Source organism: Sphingomonas aestuarii (assembly GCF_054457155.1).
Genome location: NZ_JBTKVV010000004.1, coordinates 186353 through 201658 on the forward strand (window position 1 = coordinate 186353; position 15306 = coordinate 201658).

The following is a 15306-nucleotide window of genomic DNA, read 5'->3' on the forward strand; positions in this document are numbered from 1 at the left end:
TCACTTGTTCCCCGTCGATTCGGTTTTCAAACCCTGAGAGCCGGTCGGCGCCGTGCGCCAATAGCTGCCGATCGCCCTGGTCGACGTGCCCGGATCGCTGCCCGCCGCACCGGGCTGGCCGCGCACAAGATCGTTCGGGTTGGCGATCATCGCCGCCAGGTTCGAATTGGTCGCGCAGCCATGATTGGCAGTCGTGCGACCGGAGAAATTGGCGGCATAGGTATCCGAATAATCGGGGCAACTCGGCACGCTTGCGCTCGAACGGCTCAGCACGACCCGAACCGTGCCGGGCTGCATCCGCCCCTGCGTGACGGGTGCGGTGTCGGCCAGCAGCAGGCCGTAACGCGCCGCTTCGCTTGCGACATCGGCACGCGCGCCGGGTGCGTAGCCGCTGGGATCGTCGACGCTGATGCGGTCGCCATAGGCGACGCGCAGTGCCTCCATCCATCCGGCCAGCCGGTTTGATTCGCCCGGCGCCAAGCGGTCGCCCGCAGTCGTCAGGTCGATCGAATAGTCCGTACGCTGGACGACGGGCTGATGCACCGTCTCCAGACCGCGATTGGACGTGACCGGACCGCAGGCGGCAAGCGCCAGCATCGGCACGGCGATGGCAAGGACCGGATAACGCGTCGTCATCTTCATTTCCCTCGATCCCTTAATTGCTGAAGCCGGGCGCGGCGGCCTGGCGGTTCGGATTGGCGCGCGCTTCCTGACGCGCGGGCGGCAGCGTCGGACCCGAAGGCAGCGGCAGCGCGGAACCGGTGACGCCGGGCGCGGCATTGGGCGCCATGACGCTGGGCTTGGGCCGATCCTTGGCATCGCCCGACTGAAGCTGACCCATGAACACACGGCCCAGATCGGTCGGTGCCAGATACCCGTCGGTCGGCAGCACGATCTGGTTGGCGTTGACCGGCTTCACCAGATATGGCGTGACCACGATCACCAGTTCGGTTTCGTTGCGCTTGAACCCGTTCGAACGGAACAGCGAACCCAGGATCGGAACGTCGCCCAGACCCGGCGTCTTGGTGATCGAATTGTCGTGGTTGTTCTGGAGCAGGCCGCCGATCACCAGGCTTTCGCCCGATCCCAGTTCGACCGTCGTTTCGGCGCGGCGGGTGACGAGACCGGGGATGGTGTTGTTACCAAGCGTGACCGCGCCTGCCGCCGACAATTGCGACACTTCGGGACGCACTCTCAATGAGATGCGACCGTCGGCCAGCACGGTCGGCGTATAGGCCAGGCTGACGCCATATTGCTTGTATTCGACCGACACCGCGCCCAGCCCCTGAGCGATCAGGATCGGAATTTCGCCGCCCGCCAGGAAGGTCGCGGTTTCGCCGGACAGAGCGGTCAGCGTCGGATTGGCCAGCGTCGATACCTGACCCTGGGTTTCGCCCAAATCGAGCGAACCGAGCAGGTCGAGCCCGAGAAGACGGCCGGCAGCGCCGATCGTCGAACCGATTTCGGGCGCCGTCGGATAGGTGAATATCGGTGCCCCGGGAGGGCCGGAGATGGTGCCGCTCTGTCGACCCTGGAACAGGCCGAAATTGAACCCGCCGGTGGTATCCCGCGTCGTCACATTGACGCCGATGTTCTTGACGAAGCTGCGGCTGACTTCTGCGATCCGCACGTGCAGATTGACCTGGAGCGGCGTTGCGATGCGCAGCCGGTTGACCACGCCGATTTTCAGCGAGGCTTCGGGATCGTTGATGTTGACGCCGGGGTTGAGCAGCATCGTCGCCAGGCGTTCGGCCTCGGCCGACGCTTCGGGCGACGCCACGACACCGTTCAGCACGGCAAGCTGGCCGACCGTCGTCACCTTCACGTCTGCTTCGGGCATCGCCGCGCGCATCATCCGGTCGATCGAGGTCAGGTTCTGGCTGACGCGGACGTTCGAAGAATAGACGACCGTGCCTGCGGCATTGGTCGCAAAGATCGTCGCTTCGCCGAATTCCTTGCCGAACAGATGGATCTGGCGCGGATTGGCGACATAGACGTCGGCGACGCCGGGATTGGAGGTCCACACGCTGGTCACCGTCGCGGGCAGCGTCACCAGTTCGCCTTCGCCGACCGACAGCAGCACTTCCTGCGGCGGGCGTTGGGCGCCGGCGGGTTCGCCGACGCGTGCGCGGGGCGCGTTCTGTGCGGGGGCGATCCCCGGCACCGACAGCGCCACCGCCGTCGCGACCGTCGCGGCCAGCGCGCGGCGGATGTCATGCTTCATGCGCATTTCAGTTCTTCCCCCCAACCGCGACATCCGTCACGGTATTGCCGCGTGCGACGCGCACGACCGGCCCCTGGACGATGGGCGCGGCACCCCCCGGATAATTGCCGCCAGGCGCCTGTGCCGCGGCCATCATCGGCCCCATATTGGCTTCGACAGGCTTGCCGGGCACGGTGCGGCGCTGATAGCGCGACACGTCCGCGCCGGTGGAGACGCTGGTTGCGCCGATTACCGGACGGCTCGATGCTCCCGCCAGCATGGCGCGCTCTGCATTCGGGTCGTCGCTGACTTCCAGGGTGCCCGATGCGATCGCCTCTTCCAACTCGCCCGCATTGTCGGCGATCGAACGCAGCGACAGGGACAGCGAACCGACGGTCTGGGCGACCGCGATCTGTTCGGCGATGGTCGGCGTGGCTTCGATCGTGACGGTCGAGAAGGTGACGACTTCGGTATTGCCCTGTTCGTCGGTTTTCTTGTCGGTCCGCTGATCGGTTGCCAGCACGCGCAGGTTGCGCAGGATCGTCTCCGATGCCTTGAGCGGAGGGCCGTCGCCGCCGCCTGCGACTTCCTGCGTCAGGATCAGATCGACGCGGTCACCCGGAAAGACGAAGCCCGCGACCGACGACTGTGCCGATACGGGCACCGTTACCGCGCGCATGCCGGGGGCAAGCGCCGCCGCAAGGAATCCGCGGTCGCCGGGCTTTACCAGCGACCCTTGGGTCAGCGGCTGGCCTGCCGGGATCGCAAAGCGGACCACGGTGCCGACCAGCGACGCCATGTCGGTGCCCTCTTTCAGATAATAGGCGCCCTCGACCAGTTCCTGAGGCCAGGGCTGGAAGCGAAGCGAATCGGCGGTCAGGATGGTGCCGACCGGCAGCGCCTTGGTCGCGACCAGCACTTGCGGGCCGTTGACCGGGACATTGCTGCCCGCGACGTTGGCGTCCGCCACCGGGGCCGACGCACCCATGATCATGCTCCGCGCCATGAACGCGGTGACGGCGGCGACGATCAGCGCGCCCACCAGCAAAATGATCTTCTTTCCATCCATGACGCTTCTGGCCTTTTTATGAAGCCGGGTTCTTTTTCAGTCCCCGGTCATCACCCAAAATGGTTAAGGTTCGGTTGGTAAAACACGACGATCGCAGCAATCGCGATCGCGACCCCGTAGGGAATTTCCAGCGGGGTCTCCGAATTCTTCCAGCGATGCTCGATCATCATGATGACGGTCAGTGCCCCGCCGATCAGCGACATCAGGATCAGCAGCCACACCAACGGTTGCAGCGGCAGCCACAGTGCGAGCGCGCCGAGCATCTTCACGTCGCCGCCGCCCATCATTCCGAAGTGAAAGGCAAGTGCGAACAGCGCGAACACGACGACGCCGGACAGCAGCAGCAACGCCATGTCGGGCCACACATCCAGCCCGTTGGCGATCCACCACAATGGCGCAAGTGCCGCGATCGCCGCGTTTTTCCAGTTGGCGATGGTCCGCTTGCGTGCGTCCTCTATACCGGCGGAAACCAGCAACAGGCCGAGCGCGACCAGCAGAATCGTGGCGAAAACATCCCCCATGTCGCGTTAAGCCTAGACGGCGCGCCTTACGAAACCGTAACCAGACCGGGATGCTGTCGCCCGCCCCCATTCGCCGCGCGCTGCCCGATGGGGCGGTGGTCTCCACCTGGACCGCGCCCGACGGCTGGCGACTGCGCCGGTTCGACTGGGCCGCCCCCGTGGGCAAGACGCGCGGATCGATGCTGTTTCAGGGTGGGCGCGGCGACATCTTCGAGAAATATCTGGAAAGTTTCGCGCATTGGCACGAAACGGGCTGGGCGATCTCCAGCATCGACTGGCGCGGGCAGGCGGGGTCCGGGCGGACCACCGATCACTCGCGCTGCGGCGACATTCCCGATTTCGCGATGTTCATCGACGATCTTCGCGGCTTCGGTGGCGAATGGCTGGCGAGCGGGCCGGGGCCGCATGTCGCGATCGGTCATTCGATGGGCGGGCATCTGTTGTTGCGGGGCATGGCGGAGGGCGGGTTCGTGCCGGATGCTGCCGTGCTGGTCGCGCCGATGCTGGGACTGAAAGGGCCGGGCGGCGCGCGAATCGGCGAGGCGTTCGCCAGGCTGATGGCGCGCTTTGGCCCGGTCACCCGGCCCGCATGGAAAGGCAATGAGCGTCCCCACACGCTGCAATCGCGGCAGAAGCTGCTGACCCACGACGCCTCGCGCTATGCCGACGAATTGTTCTGGCATGAGGCCAAGCCCGAAATCGTTACCGGCCCGCCGAGCTGGCGATGGGTGCTGAACGCGTTCCGCTCGACTCGCGAACTGGGGGGCGGCGGCACGCTGTCGCGGATGCGCGTTCCCGTGCTGGGGCTGGTGGCCGAAGCCGACGGGCTGGTCGATCCGCAAGCGGCGCTGAAGCAACTCGCCGAACTGCCCGACGCACAGGTGATCCGCTTCGACAGCGAATCGGCGCATGAGATCCTGCGCGAGGCCGACCCCGTCCGCGACCGCGCCATCGCCGCAATCGATGCCTTTCTGAACGCGCGAGCGCCCGCAACATGACCCATGACATCGCGATCGTCGGCGCCGGGATCGCGGGCGCGAGCCTGGCGGCTGAGGTCGCGCCGCATGCGCGCGTCGTGCTGCTGGAGGGGGAGGATCAGGCCGGGTATCACGCCACCGGGCGATCGGCGGCTTTCTGGTCCGAAACGTACGGCGGGGCGGGGGTACAGCCGCTGACCACCGCATCCGGCGCGGCGCTGCGCGATGGCGGTTTCCTCGAACCGCTCGGTTCGCTCCATGTCGGGCGCGAGGGCGACCGCGCCGCCTATGACGCGTTCCTCGCCGAGTTTGCGGACACGCCGATTGCGCTGGAGCCGGTCGATCCGCAGTCGCAGGTCGCCGGATTGCGACCCGACTGGACGCTCGGCATCTGGGAGCCCAGTTGCGCCTATATCGATGTCGCCGCGCTCCACGCCGATTGCCTGTCGCGGATGCGCAGGGCAGGCGGCGAACTCCGCACCCGTGCGGCGCTACGTCAGGCGGAACGCGCCGGAGGGCGCTGGCGAATCGCCACCCAAGACGGCGTGATCGAAGCCGATATCCTTGTAGACGCAGCAGGCGCATGGGCCGACGAGGTGGCCCGCGCGGCGGGAGCGAAACCGATCGGCATCGCCGCCTATCGCCGCACGCTGGTCCAGCTCCGCACCGACCCTCCGACGACGCCCGCCATGCCACACGTCGCCGCGATCGACGGCAGCTTCTACTGGAAGCCCGAGGCAGGGGGAAAGCTGTGGCTCAGCCCGCACGACGAAATCCCGACCGACCCGTGCGACGCGCAACCCGAGGAACTCGACGTCGCGATCGCCATCGACCGACTCGAACATGCGGTCGATTGGCGGATCATGGCCGTCGAGCGCAAATGGGCGGGGCTGCGCAGCTTCGCGCGCGACCGTCTGCCGGTCTATGGGTTTGCGGACGACGCCCCCGGCTTCTTCTGGTTCGCAGGCCAGGGTGGCTTCGGCATCCAGACCGCCCCCGCCGCCGCGATGATCGGTGCGACTTTGTTGCTGGGACGCGCGCCGGACCCGGCGATCGCGGGGATCGATGCGGGACGCTATGCGCCCGCACGTTTCGCCTGACCCTAGTCATTCCAACCCGTTCGTTTCGAGCGAAGTCGAGAAACTCGACCCAAACGCCAAGTTCACGTTTCTCGACTGCGCTCGAAACGAACGGTGGAGGGGGGCAGGACTAACTGGTCGATAGCTTCATCAGCACGATCCCGCTCGCGATCAGCAACGCGGCGGTAATCCGCATCGGTGTCGCCGCTTCGCCCAGAAAGACGATCCCGACGATGAACGCGCCCACCGCGCCGATCCCGGTCCAGATCATATAGGCGGTGCCCAGCGGCAGGCTGCGCATCGCCCAGGCGAGCAGTCCGAAGCTGACAATCATCGCAGCGATGGTCACCGCGCTTGCGACCGGGCGAGTGAACCCTTCCGACAATTTCATGGAAAACGCCCAGACGACTTCGAACAGTCCGGCGACGAACAATGCAATCCAGGCCATGACGATCGGCCCTCCTTTCGCAAAAAGGGCCGGGCCGTCCCGGACTTGATACCCATGAAGGGGGAGGACGTGGCCTCACGCGCCGCTATCTAGGGCTGGCGCTGCGCGGCGGCAAGGGGCGTGGCTACTGCGCCACCGCCGCATCGCTCGCCAGCTTGTCGGCGCGCTCGTTGTCGGGGTGTCCGGCATGGCCCTTCACCCAGACCCAGTCGATGCGGTGCGGTTTTGCCGCTGCCCATAACGCCTGCCACAGATCGGCATTCTTCACCGGTTTCTTGTCCGCCGTGCGCCAGCTGTTCTTCAGCCATCCGTGAATCCACTTGGTCATGCCGTCCATCACGTAGCGGCTGTCGGTGGACAGGGTGACGTGGCAGGGCCGCTTCAACGCCTCAAGCGCGCGGATCACGGCCGTCATTTCCATGCGGTTGTTGGTCGTGTGCGGCTCGGAGCCCGAAAGCTCCTTTTCATGCGGGCCGGAGCGCACGATCGCGCCCCATCCGCCGCGCCCCGGATTGCCCTTGCACGCGCCATCGGTGGCAATCTCAACATGGGTCAGTTCGCTCATGCAAACGCGCTGTGACCGTTTTGCCCGTACCAGTCGAGCCGTTTGAGATAGGCGAGCGGATCCTTGCGCGTCACCATCGCATCGGCGGGCGTGTTGAGCCAGTCCCAGGCGCGTGTCAGCAGGAAGCGGATGCACGCGCCCTCCGCCAGCACCGGCAGCGCGGCGCGCTCCGCATCGCTCAATCCGAAGCGCGCCGCATAGCCATCGACGATCCCGCGCCCGACGCCGGGGGCGAGCGGCGCTCCCTGCGCGTCGAATGCCCAGGAGCTGTGCATCACCGCCACGTCATAGGCGCGGATGTCGGTGCAGGCGAAATAGAAGTCGATCAGCCCCGTTACCCGGTCGCCGAGCATCAGCACATTGTCGGGAAACAGATCGGCATGGATCGGCGCGGTGGGCAGGTCGCGCGGCCAGTCATGCTCCACCCGGCCGAGCGCGGCGGAAACCCGCTCGAACAGTCCCGGCGCGATCTCGTCTACCGCGCTGCCGCAGCGGTCGAGCAGCGGTCGCCACGCTTCGATACCCAGGCTGTTGGGGCGGACGCCCGCAAAGTCGGCCAGCGCCGCGTGCAGCCCGCCCAGCGCCTTGCCGCCGTTCAGCGCCTGGGCGGGCGTGGGCCGCGACAGCGATACGCCGGGGAGAAATTCGATCAGGCACGCCGGGCGGCCTTCGAGTTCGTGGATCAGCGCCCCCGTCCGGTCGGGGATCGCGCACGGCACCGGCTGGCCTGCCGCCGCCGCATGGCCGAGCAGCGCCATGAAATAGGGCAGGTCCGCCGCCGCGACGCGCCTTTCATAGAGTGTCAGGATGAAGCGGTCGCGGCTGGTTTCGACCAGATAATTGCTGTTCTCGACCCCTTCGGCGATGCCCTTGGCGGAGACGAGGTCGCCGACGTCGAATTTGGCAAGGAATTCGCTCAGCGCCTCGGCGGAGACCTGGGTGTAGACGGCCATGCATTATCCCCCTGTCCGCGCGCGTTTTGGCAAACCCTCGTCATTGCGAGCGCAGCGAAGCAATCCAGCGTCTCGCGTCACCTTCTGGATTGCTTCGCTGCGCTCGCAAGGACGTCGAGAACTGGCGAGCCTAGGCCGCTTCCAGCCCGCGCGGCAGTTTGAACACGATCGTCTCTTCCGCGGTCTTCACTTCGCGTTCGTGCACGTCGAACCGCGTGGCGATGTGATCGACGACTTCGCGCACCAGCGCTTCGGGAGCAGAGGCGCCTGCGGTGATCCCCAGCGTGCCGACGCCTGCGAGCCAATCCCAGTCGAGTTCGTCGCCGCGCTGGATGAGCATCGCGTCGGTGCCTTCGCGCTTGGCAACCTCGACCAGTCGCAGCGAATTGGACGAATTGGGCGCGCCGATCACCAGCACCAGGTCGCAGGACGACGCCATCGCCTTGACCGCTTCCTGGCGATTGGAGGTCGCGTAGCAGATGTCGTCCGCCTTGGGCGCGACGATACTGGGGAAGCGGCGGTTGAGCACTTCCAATATCGCGGCGGTATCGTCCACCGACAGGGTAGTCTGGGTCAGGAAGGCGAGCTTTTCGGGATCGGCGACCGTGACGGCTTCGGCATCCTCGACCGTTTCGATCAGCGTCATGCTGCCCTCGGGCACCTGGCCGAACGTGCCGATGACTTCGGGGTGGCCCTCATGGCCGACGAACAGGATGTGGTGGCCCGATGCGACCAGCCGTTCGGACTGACGATGGACCTTGGACACGAGCGGGCAGGTCGCATCGAGATAGGCAAGGCCGCGGTCGATCGCGGCGGCGGGCACCGATTTGGGGACGCCATGCGCGGAAAACACGACGGGCACGCCGTCGGGCACCTGATCCAGTTCATCGACGAACACCGCGCCCTTCGCGCGCAAACTGTCGACGACATATTTGTTGTGGACGATTTCGTGCCGGACATAGACCGGCGCGCCGTGGCGCTCCAATGCGACCTCGACGATCTGGATCGCGCGGTCCACCCCGGCGCAAAAGCCGCGCGGGGCGGCGATCAGCAGTTCGAGGCACGGCTTTTCGGACTGGCTCATGGGTGGCCACTTACGCGATTGCTTGCTTGTGCGAAAGCCGGTTCCTATGAAGTCCACCGCGCCCGCGCTGCCAAGCGCTGGTCCCGTATCGAAAGGTTGAGTGCCTCGTGAAGCTGACCCGTATCGCCGCCCCCGCCATTGCCCTTGCCGTGCTTGCCGGTTGTGCACGCGAAGGCGACCTCAACCTCGAAGGCGGGGTCGGCATCTCGGCAGTGCGCAGCGCGTGCCCGATCGTCGGCGTGCCGCAATATCTGGGCGACATCACGCTGTTCTCGGGCGCGCAGCAGACCGCGAACGCGATCGACGTGACCGCGACGATCACCAATGTCCGCACGACCTGCACCGAAACCGAAACCGACATCGTTACCGAGGTTACGTTCGACGTGCTCGCGCGCCGAACCCAGACCGCGCAGGCGCGCCAGGTCGTGCTCCCCTATTTCGTGACCGTGGTTCAGGGCGGCACCGTGGTGACGGCCAAGCGCAACAGCCGCGTCGCGCTCGATTTCGCAGCCGGTGCCGATCGCGCCCAGACGCGCGGCGGCGGCACCGCGACGGTGAGCCGCGCGGCAGCCACGATCCCCGCCGACATCCGCGAACAGCTCACCCGCCGTCGCCGCGCGGGCGATACGGACGCGGCCGTCGATCCGCTGACCATACCCGCCGTCCGCGAAGCGGTGCAGCGCGCGACGTTCGAAGCGCTGGTTGGGTTCCAGCTCACCGACGAGCAGCTTAAGTATAACGTTACGCGTTAAAGAGGACACGGTCGGTCGGTTTGACGATTGACTAGGCGAAGGCGCGCCGCCAAGGCTCGCCACAGTCATCGGGCAGGCTCGCTTGCCCGGAGTCGCGCGGGAGAGGCCCTGGATTCGATCCGGGGCGCCGAAGGAGCAACCGCCCCGGAATCTCTCAGGCAAAAGGACCGCGCGGGTCATGACGCTCTGGAAAGCGTCGCTGTGCAGACAGCGACCACCGAAGGGGTAAGCCGGGTCTCCCAAGCTCCGGTCAAAGCTCTCAGGTTCCCGTGACAGAGGGGGCGATGGACCATCGACGCACGCCCGCGCGTTGGTCCGTCGTCGATACCGCCCTCGTCCATGCCGGGAGTCCGTGATTTTGAGCGATACCGAAACCGATCCGACCGAACCGGAAACCCTCGACGCGCTGCCGCTCGACGCCTGGCACCGGACCAAGGGCGGTCGCATGGTGCCGTTTGCGGGCTATAAGATGCCGGTTCAGTATGAAGGCATCATGGCCGAGCATCTGTGGGTGCGCGAATCGGCTGGCTTGTTCGACGTCAGCCATATGGGCCAGCTCGTCTTTTCCGGCGACGGTGCGGCCAAGGCGCTGGAGGCATTGCTTCCGGGCGACATCACCGGGCTGAAGCCTGCAAAGATGCGCTATTCGCTGCTGCTCGCCGACAATGGCGGCATTCTCGACGATCTGATGATCTCCAGCCTGACCGCCACCAACCCGTTCGAAGCGGGCGAGGGCGACCTCTACATGGTCGTCAACGGCGCGACCAAATGGGATGATCTCGGCTATCTGCGCGAGCATCTGGACGATGCGATCACGATCAATCACCTCGACGATCGCGCGCTCCTGGCGTTGCAGGGGCCGAAGGCGGTCGATGCGCTCGATCGCCTCGTGCCGGGGGTCGCCGCGCTGACCTTCCTGACCGCGAGCGCGTTCGACTGGCAGGGCAACGCCCTGTGGATCAGCCGCTCGGGCTATACCGGCGAGGACGGGTTCGAGATTTCGGTCGCTTCGTCGGCGGTCGAGGCGCTCGCCGATGCGCTGGTCGATCAGCCCGAGGTCAAGCCGATCGGGCTGGGCGCGCGCGATTCGCTGCGGCTGGAGGCCGGGCTGCCGCTCTATGGCCACGATCTCGACGCGGATACGACTCCGGTGATGGCCGATCTCGGCTTCGCGCTGTCGAAGCGCCGCCGCGAGGAAGGCGGCTTCATGGGTTCGGCACGTATTCTGATGGAGCGCGAACAAGGCCCGGTCGCCAGGCGCGTCGGCCTGATCGTCGAGGGTCGCCAGCCGGTCCGCGAAGGCGCGATGGTGGTCGATGACGAAGGCAGCGAAGTCGGCAAGGTGACAAGCGGCGGCTTTGCTCCCTCGGTCGGCCAGCCGATCGCGATGGCGTATGTCCCCGCCGCCTCCGCCGTCCCCGGCACCACCGTCAAACTCGCGCAGCGCGGCAAGGTCCACAGCGCGACCGTCACCGCGATGCCCTTCATTCCCCATCGTTATGTTCGTGCAGGAGCTTCGAAATGAGCCGTTATTTCACCGAAGACCATGAATGGGTCGATGTCGATGGCGATATCGGCACCGTCGGCATCACCGATTATGCGCAGGGCCAATTGGGCGACATCGTGTTCGTCGAGGTGCCCGAAGAGGGCAAGGCGCTGACCAAGGGCGACGAGGCCGCTGTGGTCGAATCGGTCAAGGCGGCGTCGGACGTCTATACCCCGGTGTCGGGCACGGTGCTTGAGGGCAATTCGGCGCTCGAGGACAATTCGGGCCTGGTCAACGAAGATGCCGAGGGCGAGGGCTGGTTCTTCAAGCTGACGATCAGCGACAAGAGCGAACTCGACGCGCTGATGGACGAAGCGAAATACGCGGATTTCGTCAGCAAGCTTTAACGACAAATAGCCCCTCCCCTTGAGGGGAGGGGTTGGGGTGGGGCCTCTCCACAAGCCGCGCGTTGGCGGTGATGCCCTACCCCCGGCCCCTCCCCTGAAGGGGAGGGGGGAAGGAATAGAATGCGCTACCTGCCCCTGACCGACACCGACCGTTCGGAAATGCTCAGCCTCATCGGCGCGGCGTCGATCGACGACCTGTTCGTGGACGTGCCCGAAGCCGCGCGGCTCGATGGCCCCGTGCGCGGCCTGCCGAACCACGCGAGCGAACTCAGTGTCGAGCGCCACATGACCAAGCTGGCGCGCCAGAATATGGTCGCGGGCGAGGTGCCCTTCTTCCTCGGCTGTGGCGCATACCGGCACCACGTCCCGGCATCGGTCGATCACCTGATCCAGCGCGGCGAATTTCTGACCGCCTATACGCCCTATCAGCCCGAAATCGCGCAGGGCACGCTCCAGATGCTGTTCGAGTTCCAGACGCAGGTCGCGCGTCTGCTCGGCACTGACGTTTCCAATGCGTCGATGTATGACGGCTCGACCGCCTGCTGGGAGGCGGTGACGATGGCGCGCCGCGTGACCAAGCGCGCGAAGGCGATCGTCTCGGGCGGGGTGCATCCGCATTACGTCTCGGTCGCGACGACGATGGCCAAATATACCGGCGATGTCGTCGAAACGCGGCTGCCGTCGCTGTCCGCCGAACCCGACACCGCCGACCTGATCGCCGCGATCGACGGCGATACCTCATGCGTGGTCGTGCAGTATCCCGACATTCTCGGCCGGATCGGCGACCTGTCCGAACTCGCCGCCGCGTGCCAGTCGAACAAGGCGCTGCTGATCGCGGTCGTCACCGAGCCGGTGGCGCTGGGCGCGATCAAGTCGCCCGGCGAAATGGGTGCGGACATCGTTGTTGGCGAAGGCCAGTCGATCGGCGTCGGCCTGCAATTCGGCGGGCCATATGTCGGGCTGTTCGGCTGCAAGGAAAAATATGTCCGCCAGATGCCGGGGCGCCTTTGTGGCGAGACGGTGGATGCGGAAGGGAAGCGCGGTTTCGTGCTGACGCTATCGACCCGCGAACAGCATATTCGCCGCGAAAAGGCCACGTCGAACATTTGCACCAACAGCGGCCTGTGTGCGCTGGCTTTCTCGATCCACATGACTTTGCTCGGCGAGCGCGGCCTTCGCGATCTGGCGGCGATCAACCATGCAAAGGCGTGCGCGACCGCCGACCGGTTGGCCAATGTGCCGGGCGTCGAGGTGGTGACGGGTGCATTCTTCAACGAGTTTACCGTGAAGCTGTCGAAGGAAGCGCGCCCGATCGTCCGCGACCTCGCGGACAAGGGCGTGTTGGCGGGCGTATCGCTCGGGCGGCTCTATCCGGGTGTCGAGGCACTCGAAAACGGGCTGGTCGTCGCGGTCACCGAGACCGTCACCGATGAAGATATCGACGCGCTGGCGACGGCGCTTGAGGAGGCACTGGCATGAACGCGGTCAACCAGAGCGGATGGCGCCCCGAAATGGGTGATGCAGGCGCGAGCGAGGCGAAGACCTTCACCGGCAACCGCGCGCTGATGCTTGAGGAAGCGCTGATCTTCGAGATCGGATCGACCGACACCACGGGCGTCGATTTCGCCGATGCGCCGAAGGGCGAGAGCCGCCTCGGCAGTCTCGCGCGCACCGCGCCGATCGGGCTTCCCGGCCTGTCCGAACCGGAAACCGTCCGCCACTATACGCGGCTTTCGCGCCAGAACTATGCGATCGACCTGGGGCTGTTTCCGCTCGGCAGTTGCACGATGAAGCACAATCCGCGCCTCAACGAGCGGATGGCGCGGCTTCCGGGCTTTGCCGACGTGCACCCCTTGCAGCCGGTCGATACGGTGCAGGGTGCGCTCGGCGTGATCAACGAACTCGCCTTCTGGCTGATCGAGCTGACCGGGATGCACGGCGTCGCGATGAGCCCCAAGGCGGGCGCGCATGGCGAACTCTGCGGAATCCTGTGCATCAAGGCGGCGCTCGAGGCGCGCGGCGAGGGCGGTCGCAAGGTCATTCTGTGCCCGACCAGCGCGCACGGCACCAACCCGGCGACCGCCGCGTTCGCGGGCTTCACCGTCGAGGATATCCCTGCGACCGCCGAAGGCCGCGTCGATCTGGAGGCGCTGAAGGCACGGCTCGGACCCGACGTCGCCGGCGTGATGATCACCAACCCCAACACCTGCGGGCTGTTCGAACGCGACATGAAGGCGATTTCGGACGCGGTCCACGCAGCGGGCGGCTACGTCTATTGCGACGGTGCGAATTTCAACGCGATCGTGGGCCGCGTGCGTCCGGGTGATCTCGGCGTCGATGCGATGCACATCAACCTGCACAAGACCTTTTCCACCCCGCATGGCGGCGGCGGACCGGGCTCGGGGCCGGTGGTGCTGTCGGAAGCGCTGTCGCCTTTTGCGCCGCTGCCCTACACCGCGCGGACGGCCGATGGGCATATCCACCTGATCGAGGAGGAGCGCGCCGAGGAATTCTCGAACGAGCATTTCGGCGGCACGCTCGACAGCTTTGGCCGGATGACCGCGTTCCACGGCCAGATGGGCATGTTCACGCGCGCGCTGACCTATATCCTGAGCCACGGTGCCGATGGGCTGAAGCAGGTCGCCGAGGACGCGGTGCTCAACGCCAATTACGTGCTGCGCAGCCTGGAAGACGTGCTCGACGCGCCGTTCGCCGCCAGCGGGCCATGCATGCACGAGGCGCTGTTCAGCGACAAGAATCTGGCCGAGGGCTTCTCGACGCTCGACGTGGCGAAGGGGCTGATCGACGAGGGTTATCACCCGATGACGGTCTATTTCCCGCTGGTCGTCCACGGCGCGATGCTGGTCGAGCCGACCGAGACCGAGAGCAAGGCGGCGCTCGATCAATTCATCGGCGCGCTGCGGAGCGTCGCGGAACGGGCGAAGGCGGGGGATGCGGCCTTGAAATCCGCTCCGCATTTCGCGCCGCGGCGACGGCTGGACGAAACGCTTGCCGCGCGCAAACCGGTGCTGGTGTGGAAAGAACCCGAACTGGCGCAGGCAGCGGAGTAGGTCTCTGGTCGCTCCCCAACATAACCGTCCTTCCTGCGAAGGCGGGAATCCATTGCCGCTGACGTCGCGATTCTTTCGCTAAGTCTGGAGGATATGGATTCCCGCCTAGGCGGGAATGACGGTGGCGGGCCTTACCGCGCGCTGGTCCGCACGAACGCGGTATTCACCCACCCGGCCACGCACGGCCCGTCATAAGCCCGCGGACTGGACACACGAACGCCGACGCCGCAATCGCTGTCCGGCGCGTCGGCAGGGGGCACGATCACGCCCATCCAGCGCTGGTCGATGGTCTGGGTGCAGACGATCACCCGGCTCCCCTCGGCCAATCCATCACCCAGTCGCTCGCCATCGGCAAAGGGCGCGGCGCGGACCGGCAACAGCGGCTCGCCCCCCGTGTTCACCACCGTCCCGCGCGTCGCGCACGCGGCAAAGTTCGGCCCCGCCTCGCCGATCCGCACGGGTCGGGCGCTGGGCGCTACGCTGTCCGACGCGGCCGCATTGGCCGCGACCGGCGGCGCAGCCGAATTCTCCGCATCGAGCGGCGCGCGCCCATCGCAGGCGGCAAGCGGAAGGATGAGCAGGACAGGCCAAATTCGCATGGGCGCAAGGCTAGCCGTCGCTTGCGACAAAGACCATCCCGTTCATTTGCCATTTGCGCAGGTGCCGTTACGTTCGCCGCCATTCCATTCCG

The 15306-nt window shown here is 66.2% G+C and carries 16 protein-coding genes and 1 riboswitch; of the genes, 7 read left to right on the forward strand and 9 right to left on the reverse strand.

Translation table 11 applies throughout. From position 1 onward, the window contains the following. From ACX0GZ_RS09185 to ACX0GZ_RS09200, 4 genes are read right to left on the reverse strand one after another with little or no spacing between them, the layout of a single operon-like run. Positions 1 to 642, reverse strand: a complete 642-nt coding sequence (locus ACX0GZ_RS09185; RefSeq protein ID WP_458815634.1) for a CpaD family pilus assembly protein — start codon at positions 640 to 642, stop codon at positions 1 to 3. 13 nt (positions 643 to 655) lie between these two features. Beyond that, positions 656 to 2230, reverse strand: a complete 1575-nt coding sequence (locus ACX0GZ_RS09190) for a type II and III secretion system protein family protein (protein ID WP_458815636.1) — start codon at positions 2228 to 2230, stop codon at positions 656 to 658. Position 2231: 1 nt separating this feature from the next. Further along, the gene (cpaB, locus tag ACX0GZ_RS09195) at positions 2232 to 3272 is read right to left on the reverse strand and encodes a Flp pilus assembly protein CpaB (protein WP_458815638.1); all 1041 of its coding nucleotides are present in this window, start codon (positions 3270 to 3272) and stop codon (positions 2232 to 2234) included. 50 nt (positions 3273 to 3322) lie between these two features. Further along, complete coding sequence (locus tag ACX0GZ_RS09200; RefSeq protein WP_458815640.1) at positions 3323 to 3793, reverse strand: A24 family peptidase; 471 nt, start codon at positions 3791 to 3793, stop codon at positions 3323 to 3325. A gap of 50 nt (positions 3794 to 3843) precedes the next feature. Here ACX0GZ_RS09200 and ACX0GZ_RS09205 point away from each other — a divergent pair, with 50 nt between their 5' ends. Further along, a complete protein-coding gene (locus ACX0GZ_RS09205) occupies positions 3844 to 4791 on the forward strand; it encodes an alpha/beta fold hydrolase (RefSeq protein WP_458815642.1) in 948 nt (315 codons plus the stop codon). Further along, on the forward strand, positions 4788 to 5870 hold the full coding sequence (locus tag ACX0GZ_RS09210; RefSeq protein WP_458815644.1) for an NAD(P)/FAD-dependent oxidoreductase: 1083 nt from the start codon (positions 4788 to 4790) through the stop codon (positions 5868 to 5870). The genes ACX0GZ_RS09205 and ACX0GZ_RS09210 overlap by 4 nt, the downstream gene beginning before the upstream one ends. A gap of 109 nt (positions 5871 to 5979) precedes the next feature. Here ACX0GZ_RS09210 and ACX0GZ_RS09215 read toward each other — a convergent pair whose 3' ends face one another. From ACX0GZ_RS09215 to ispH, 4 genes are all read right to left on the reverse strand, one after another. Then, positions 5980 to 6297, reverse strand: a complete 318-nt coding sequence (locus ACX0GZ_RS09215) for a DMT family transporter (RefSeq protein ID WP_458815646.1) — start codon at positions 6295 to 6297, stop codon at positions 5980 to 5982. Between the two features lie 124 nt (positions 6298 to 6421). Next, positions 6422 to 6862 carry a ribonuclease HI gene (gene rnhA, locus ACX0GZ_RS09220; protein ID WP_458815648.1) on the reverse strand — a complete coding sequence of 147 codons (441 nt, stop codon included), beginning with the start codon at positions 6860 to 6862 and terminating at the stop codon, positions 6422 to 6424. Continuing rightward, positions 6859 to 7815 (reverse strand): homoserine kinase, encoded by a 957-nt coding sequence (gene thrB / locus ACX0GZ_RS09225; protein WP_458815650.1) that lies wholly within the window; start codon positions 7813 to 7815, stop codon positions 6859 to 6861. The genes rnhA and thrB overlap by 4 nt, the downstream gene beginning before the upstream one ends. 130 nt (positions 7816 to 7945) lie before the next feature. After that, on the reverse strand, positions 7946 to 8899 hold the full coding sequence (gene ispH, locus ACX0GZ_RS09230; RefSeq protein WP_458815652.1) for a 4-hydroxy-3-methylbut-2-enyl diphosphate reductase: 954 nt from the start codon (positions 8897 to 8899) through the stop codon (positions 7946 to 7948). Between the two features lie 107 nt (positions 8900 to 9006). Between ispH and ACX0GZ_RS09235 the strand changes: the two genes are divergently transcribed. The 5 genes from ACX0GZ_RS09235 (at position 9007) to gcvPB (ending at position 14615) form a co-directional block, all read left to right on the forward strand. Next, entirely contained in the window at positions 9007 to 9651 is a 645-nt protein-coding gene (locus ACX0GZ_RS09235; RefSeq protein ID WP_458815654.1) for a hypothetical protein, read from the forward strand. A gap of 87 nt (positions 9652 to 9738) precedes the next feature. Beyond that, positions 9739 to 9831: riboswitch (glycine riboswitch) on the forward strand. Between the two features lie 178 nt (positions 9832 to 10009). Continuing rightward, entirely contained in the window at positions 10010 to 11176 is a 1167-nt protein-coding gene (gene gcvT / locus ACX0GZ_RS09240; protein WP_458815656.1) for a glycine cleavage system aminomethyltransferase GcvT, read from the forward strand. Then, positions 11173 to 11544, forward strand: coding sequence for a glycine cleavage system protein GcvH (gcvH, locus tag ACX0GZ_RS09245; RefSeq protein ID WP_458815658.1), 372 nt, complete (start codon positions 11173 to 11175; stop codon positions 11542 to 11544). The genes gcvT and gcvH overlap by 4 nt, the downstream gene beginning before the upstream one ends. 120 nt (positions 11545 to 11664) lie before the next feature. Then, positions 11665 to 13023: an aminomethyl-transferring glycine dehydrogenase subunit GcvPA gene (gcvPA, locus tag ACX0GZ_RS09250; protein ID WP_458815660.1), complete on the forward strand. Its 1359-nt coding sequence runs from the start codon at positions 11665 to 11667 to the stop codon at positions 13021 to 13023. Then, on the forward strand, positions 13020 to 14615 hold the full coding sequence (gcvPB, locus tag ACX0GZ_RS09255; RefSeq protein ID WP_458815662.1) for an aminomethyl-transferring glycine dehydrogenase subunit GcvPB: 1596 nt from the start codon (positions 13020 to 13022) through the stop codon (positions 14613 to 14615). The genes gcvPA and gcvPB overlap by 4 nt, the downstream gene beginning before the upstream one ends. Before the next feature lie 131 nt (positions 14616 to 14746). Here the strand turns inward: gcvPB and ACX0GZ_RS09260 are convergent, their stop codons facing one another. Then, complete coding sequence (locus tag ACX0GZ_RS09260; RefSeq protein WP_458815664.1) at positions 14747 to 15214, reverse strand: hypothetical protein; 468 nt, start codon at positions 15212 to 15214, stop codon at positions 14747 to 14749. Positions 15215 to 15306: the final 92 nt, after the last annotated feature.

Excerpts from the sequence above, each read along its gene's own strand:
- ACX0GZ_RS09210 (WP_458815644.1), top strand. The coding sequence starts at position 4,788 with ATGACCCATGACATCGCGATCGTCGGCGCCGGGATCGCGGGCGCGAGC.
- ispH (WP_458815652.1), bottom strand. The coding sequence starts at position 8,899 with ATGAGCCAGTCCGAAAAGCCGTGCCTCGAACTGCTGATCGCCGCCCCG.
- cpaB (WP_458815638.1), bottom strand. The coding sequence starts at position 3,272 with ATGGATGGAAAGAAGATCATTTTGCTGGTGGGCGCGCTGATCGTCGCC.
- gcvH (WP_458815658.1), top strand. The coding sequence starts at position 11,173 with ATGAGCCGTTATTTCACCGAAGACCATGAATGGGTCGATGTCGATGGC.
- gcvPA (WP_458815660.1), top strand. The coding sequence starts at position 11,665 with ATGCGCTACCTGCCCCTGACCGACACCGACCGTTCGGAAATGCTCAGC.
- ACX0GZ_RS09260 (WP_458815664.1), bottom strand. The coding sequence starts at position 15,214 with ATGCGAATTTGGCCTGTCCTGCTCATCCTTCCGCTTGCCGCCTGCGAT.
- gcvPB (WP_458815662.1), top strand. The coding sequence starts at position 13,020 with ATGAACGCGGTCAACCAGAGCGGATGGCGCCCCGAAATGGGTGATGCA.
- ACX0GZ_RS09205 (WP_458815642.1), top strand. The coding sequence starts at position 3,844 with ATGCTGTCGCCCGCCCCCATTCGCCGCGCGCTGCCCGATGGGGCGGTG.
- ACX0GZ_RS09190 (WP_458815636.1), bottom strand. The coding sequence starts at position 2,230 with ATGCGCATGAAGCATGACATCCGCCGCGCGCTGGCCGCGACGGTCGCG.
- rnhA (WP_458815648.1), bottom strand. The coding sequence starts at position 6,862 with ATGAGCGAACTGACCCATGTTGAGATTGCCACCGATGGCGCGTGCAAG.
- ACX0GZ_RS09200 (WP_458815640.1), bottom strand. The coding sequence starts at position 3,793 with ATGGGGGATGTTTTCGCCACGATTCTGCTGGTCGCGCTCGGCCTGTTG.
- thrB (WP_458815650.1), bottom strand. The coding sequence starts at position 7,815 with ATGGCCGTCTACACCCAGGTCTCCGCCGAGGCGCTGAGCGAATTCCTT.
- ACX0GZ_RS09185 (WP_458815634.1), bottom strand. The coding sequence starts at position 642 with ATGAAGATGACGACGCGTTATCCGGTCCTTGCCATCGCCGTGCCGATG.
- ACX0GZ_RS09215 (WP_458815646.1), bottom strand. The coding sequence starts at position 6,297 with ATGGCCTGGATTGCATTGTTCGTCGCCGGACTGTTCGAAGTCGTCTGG.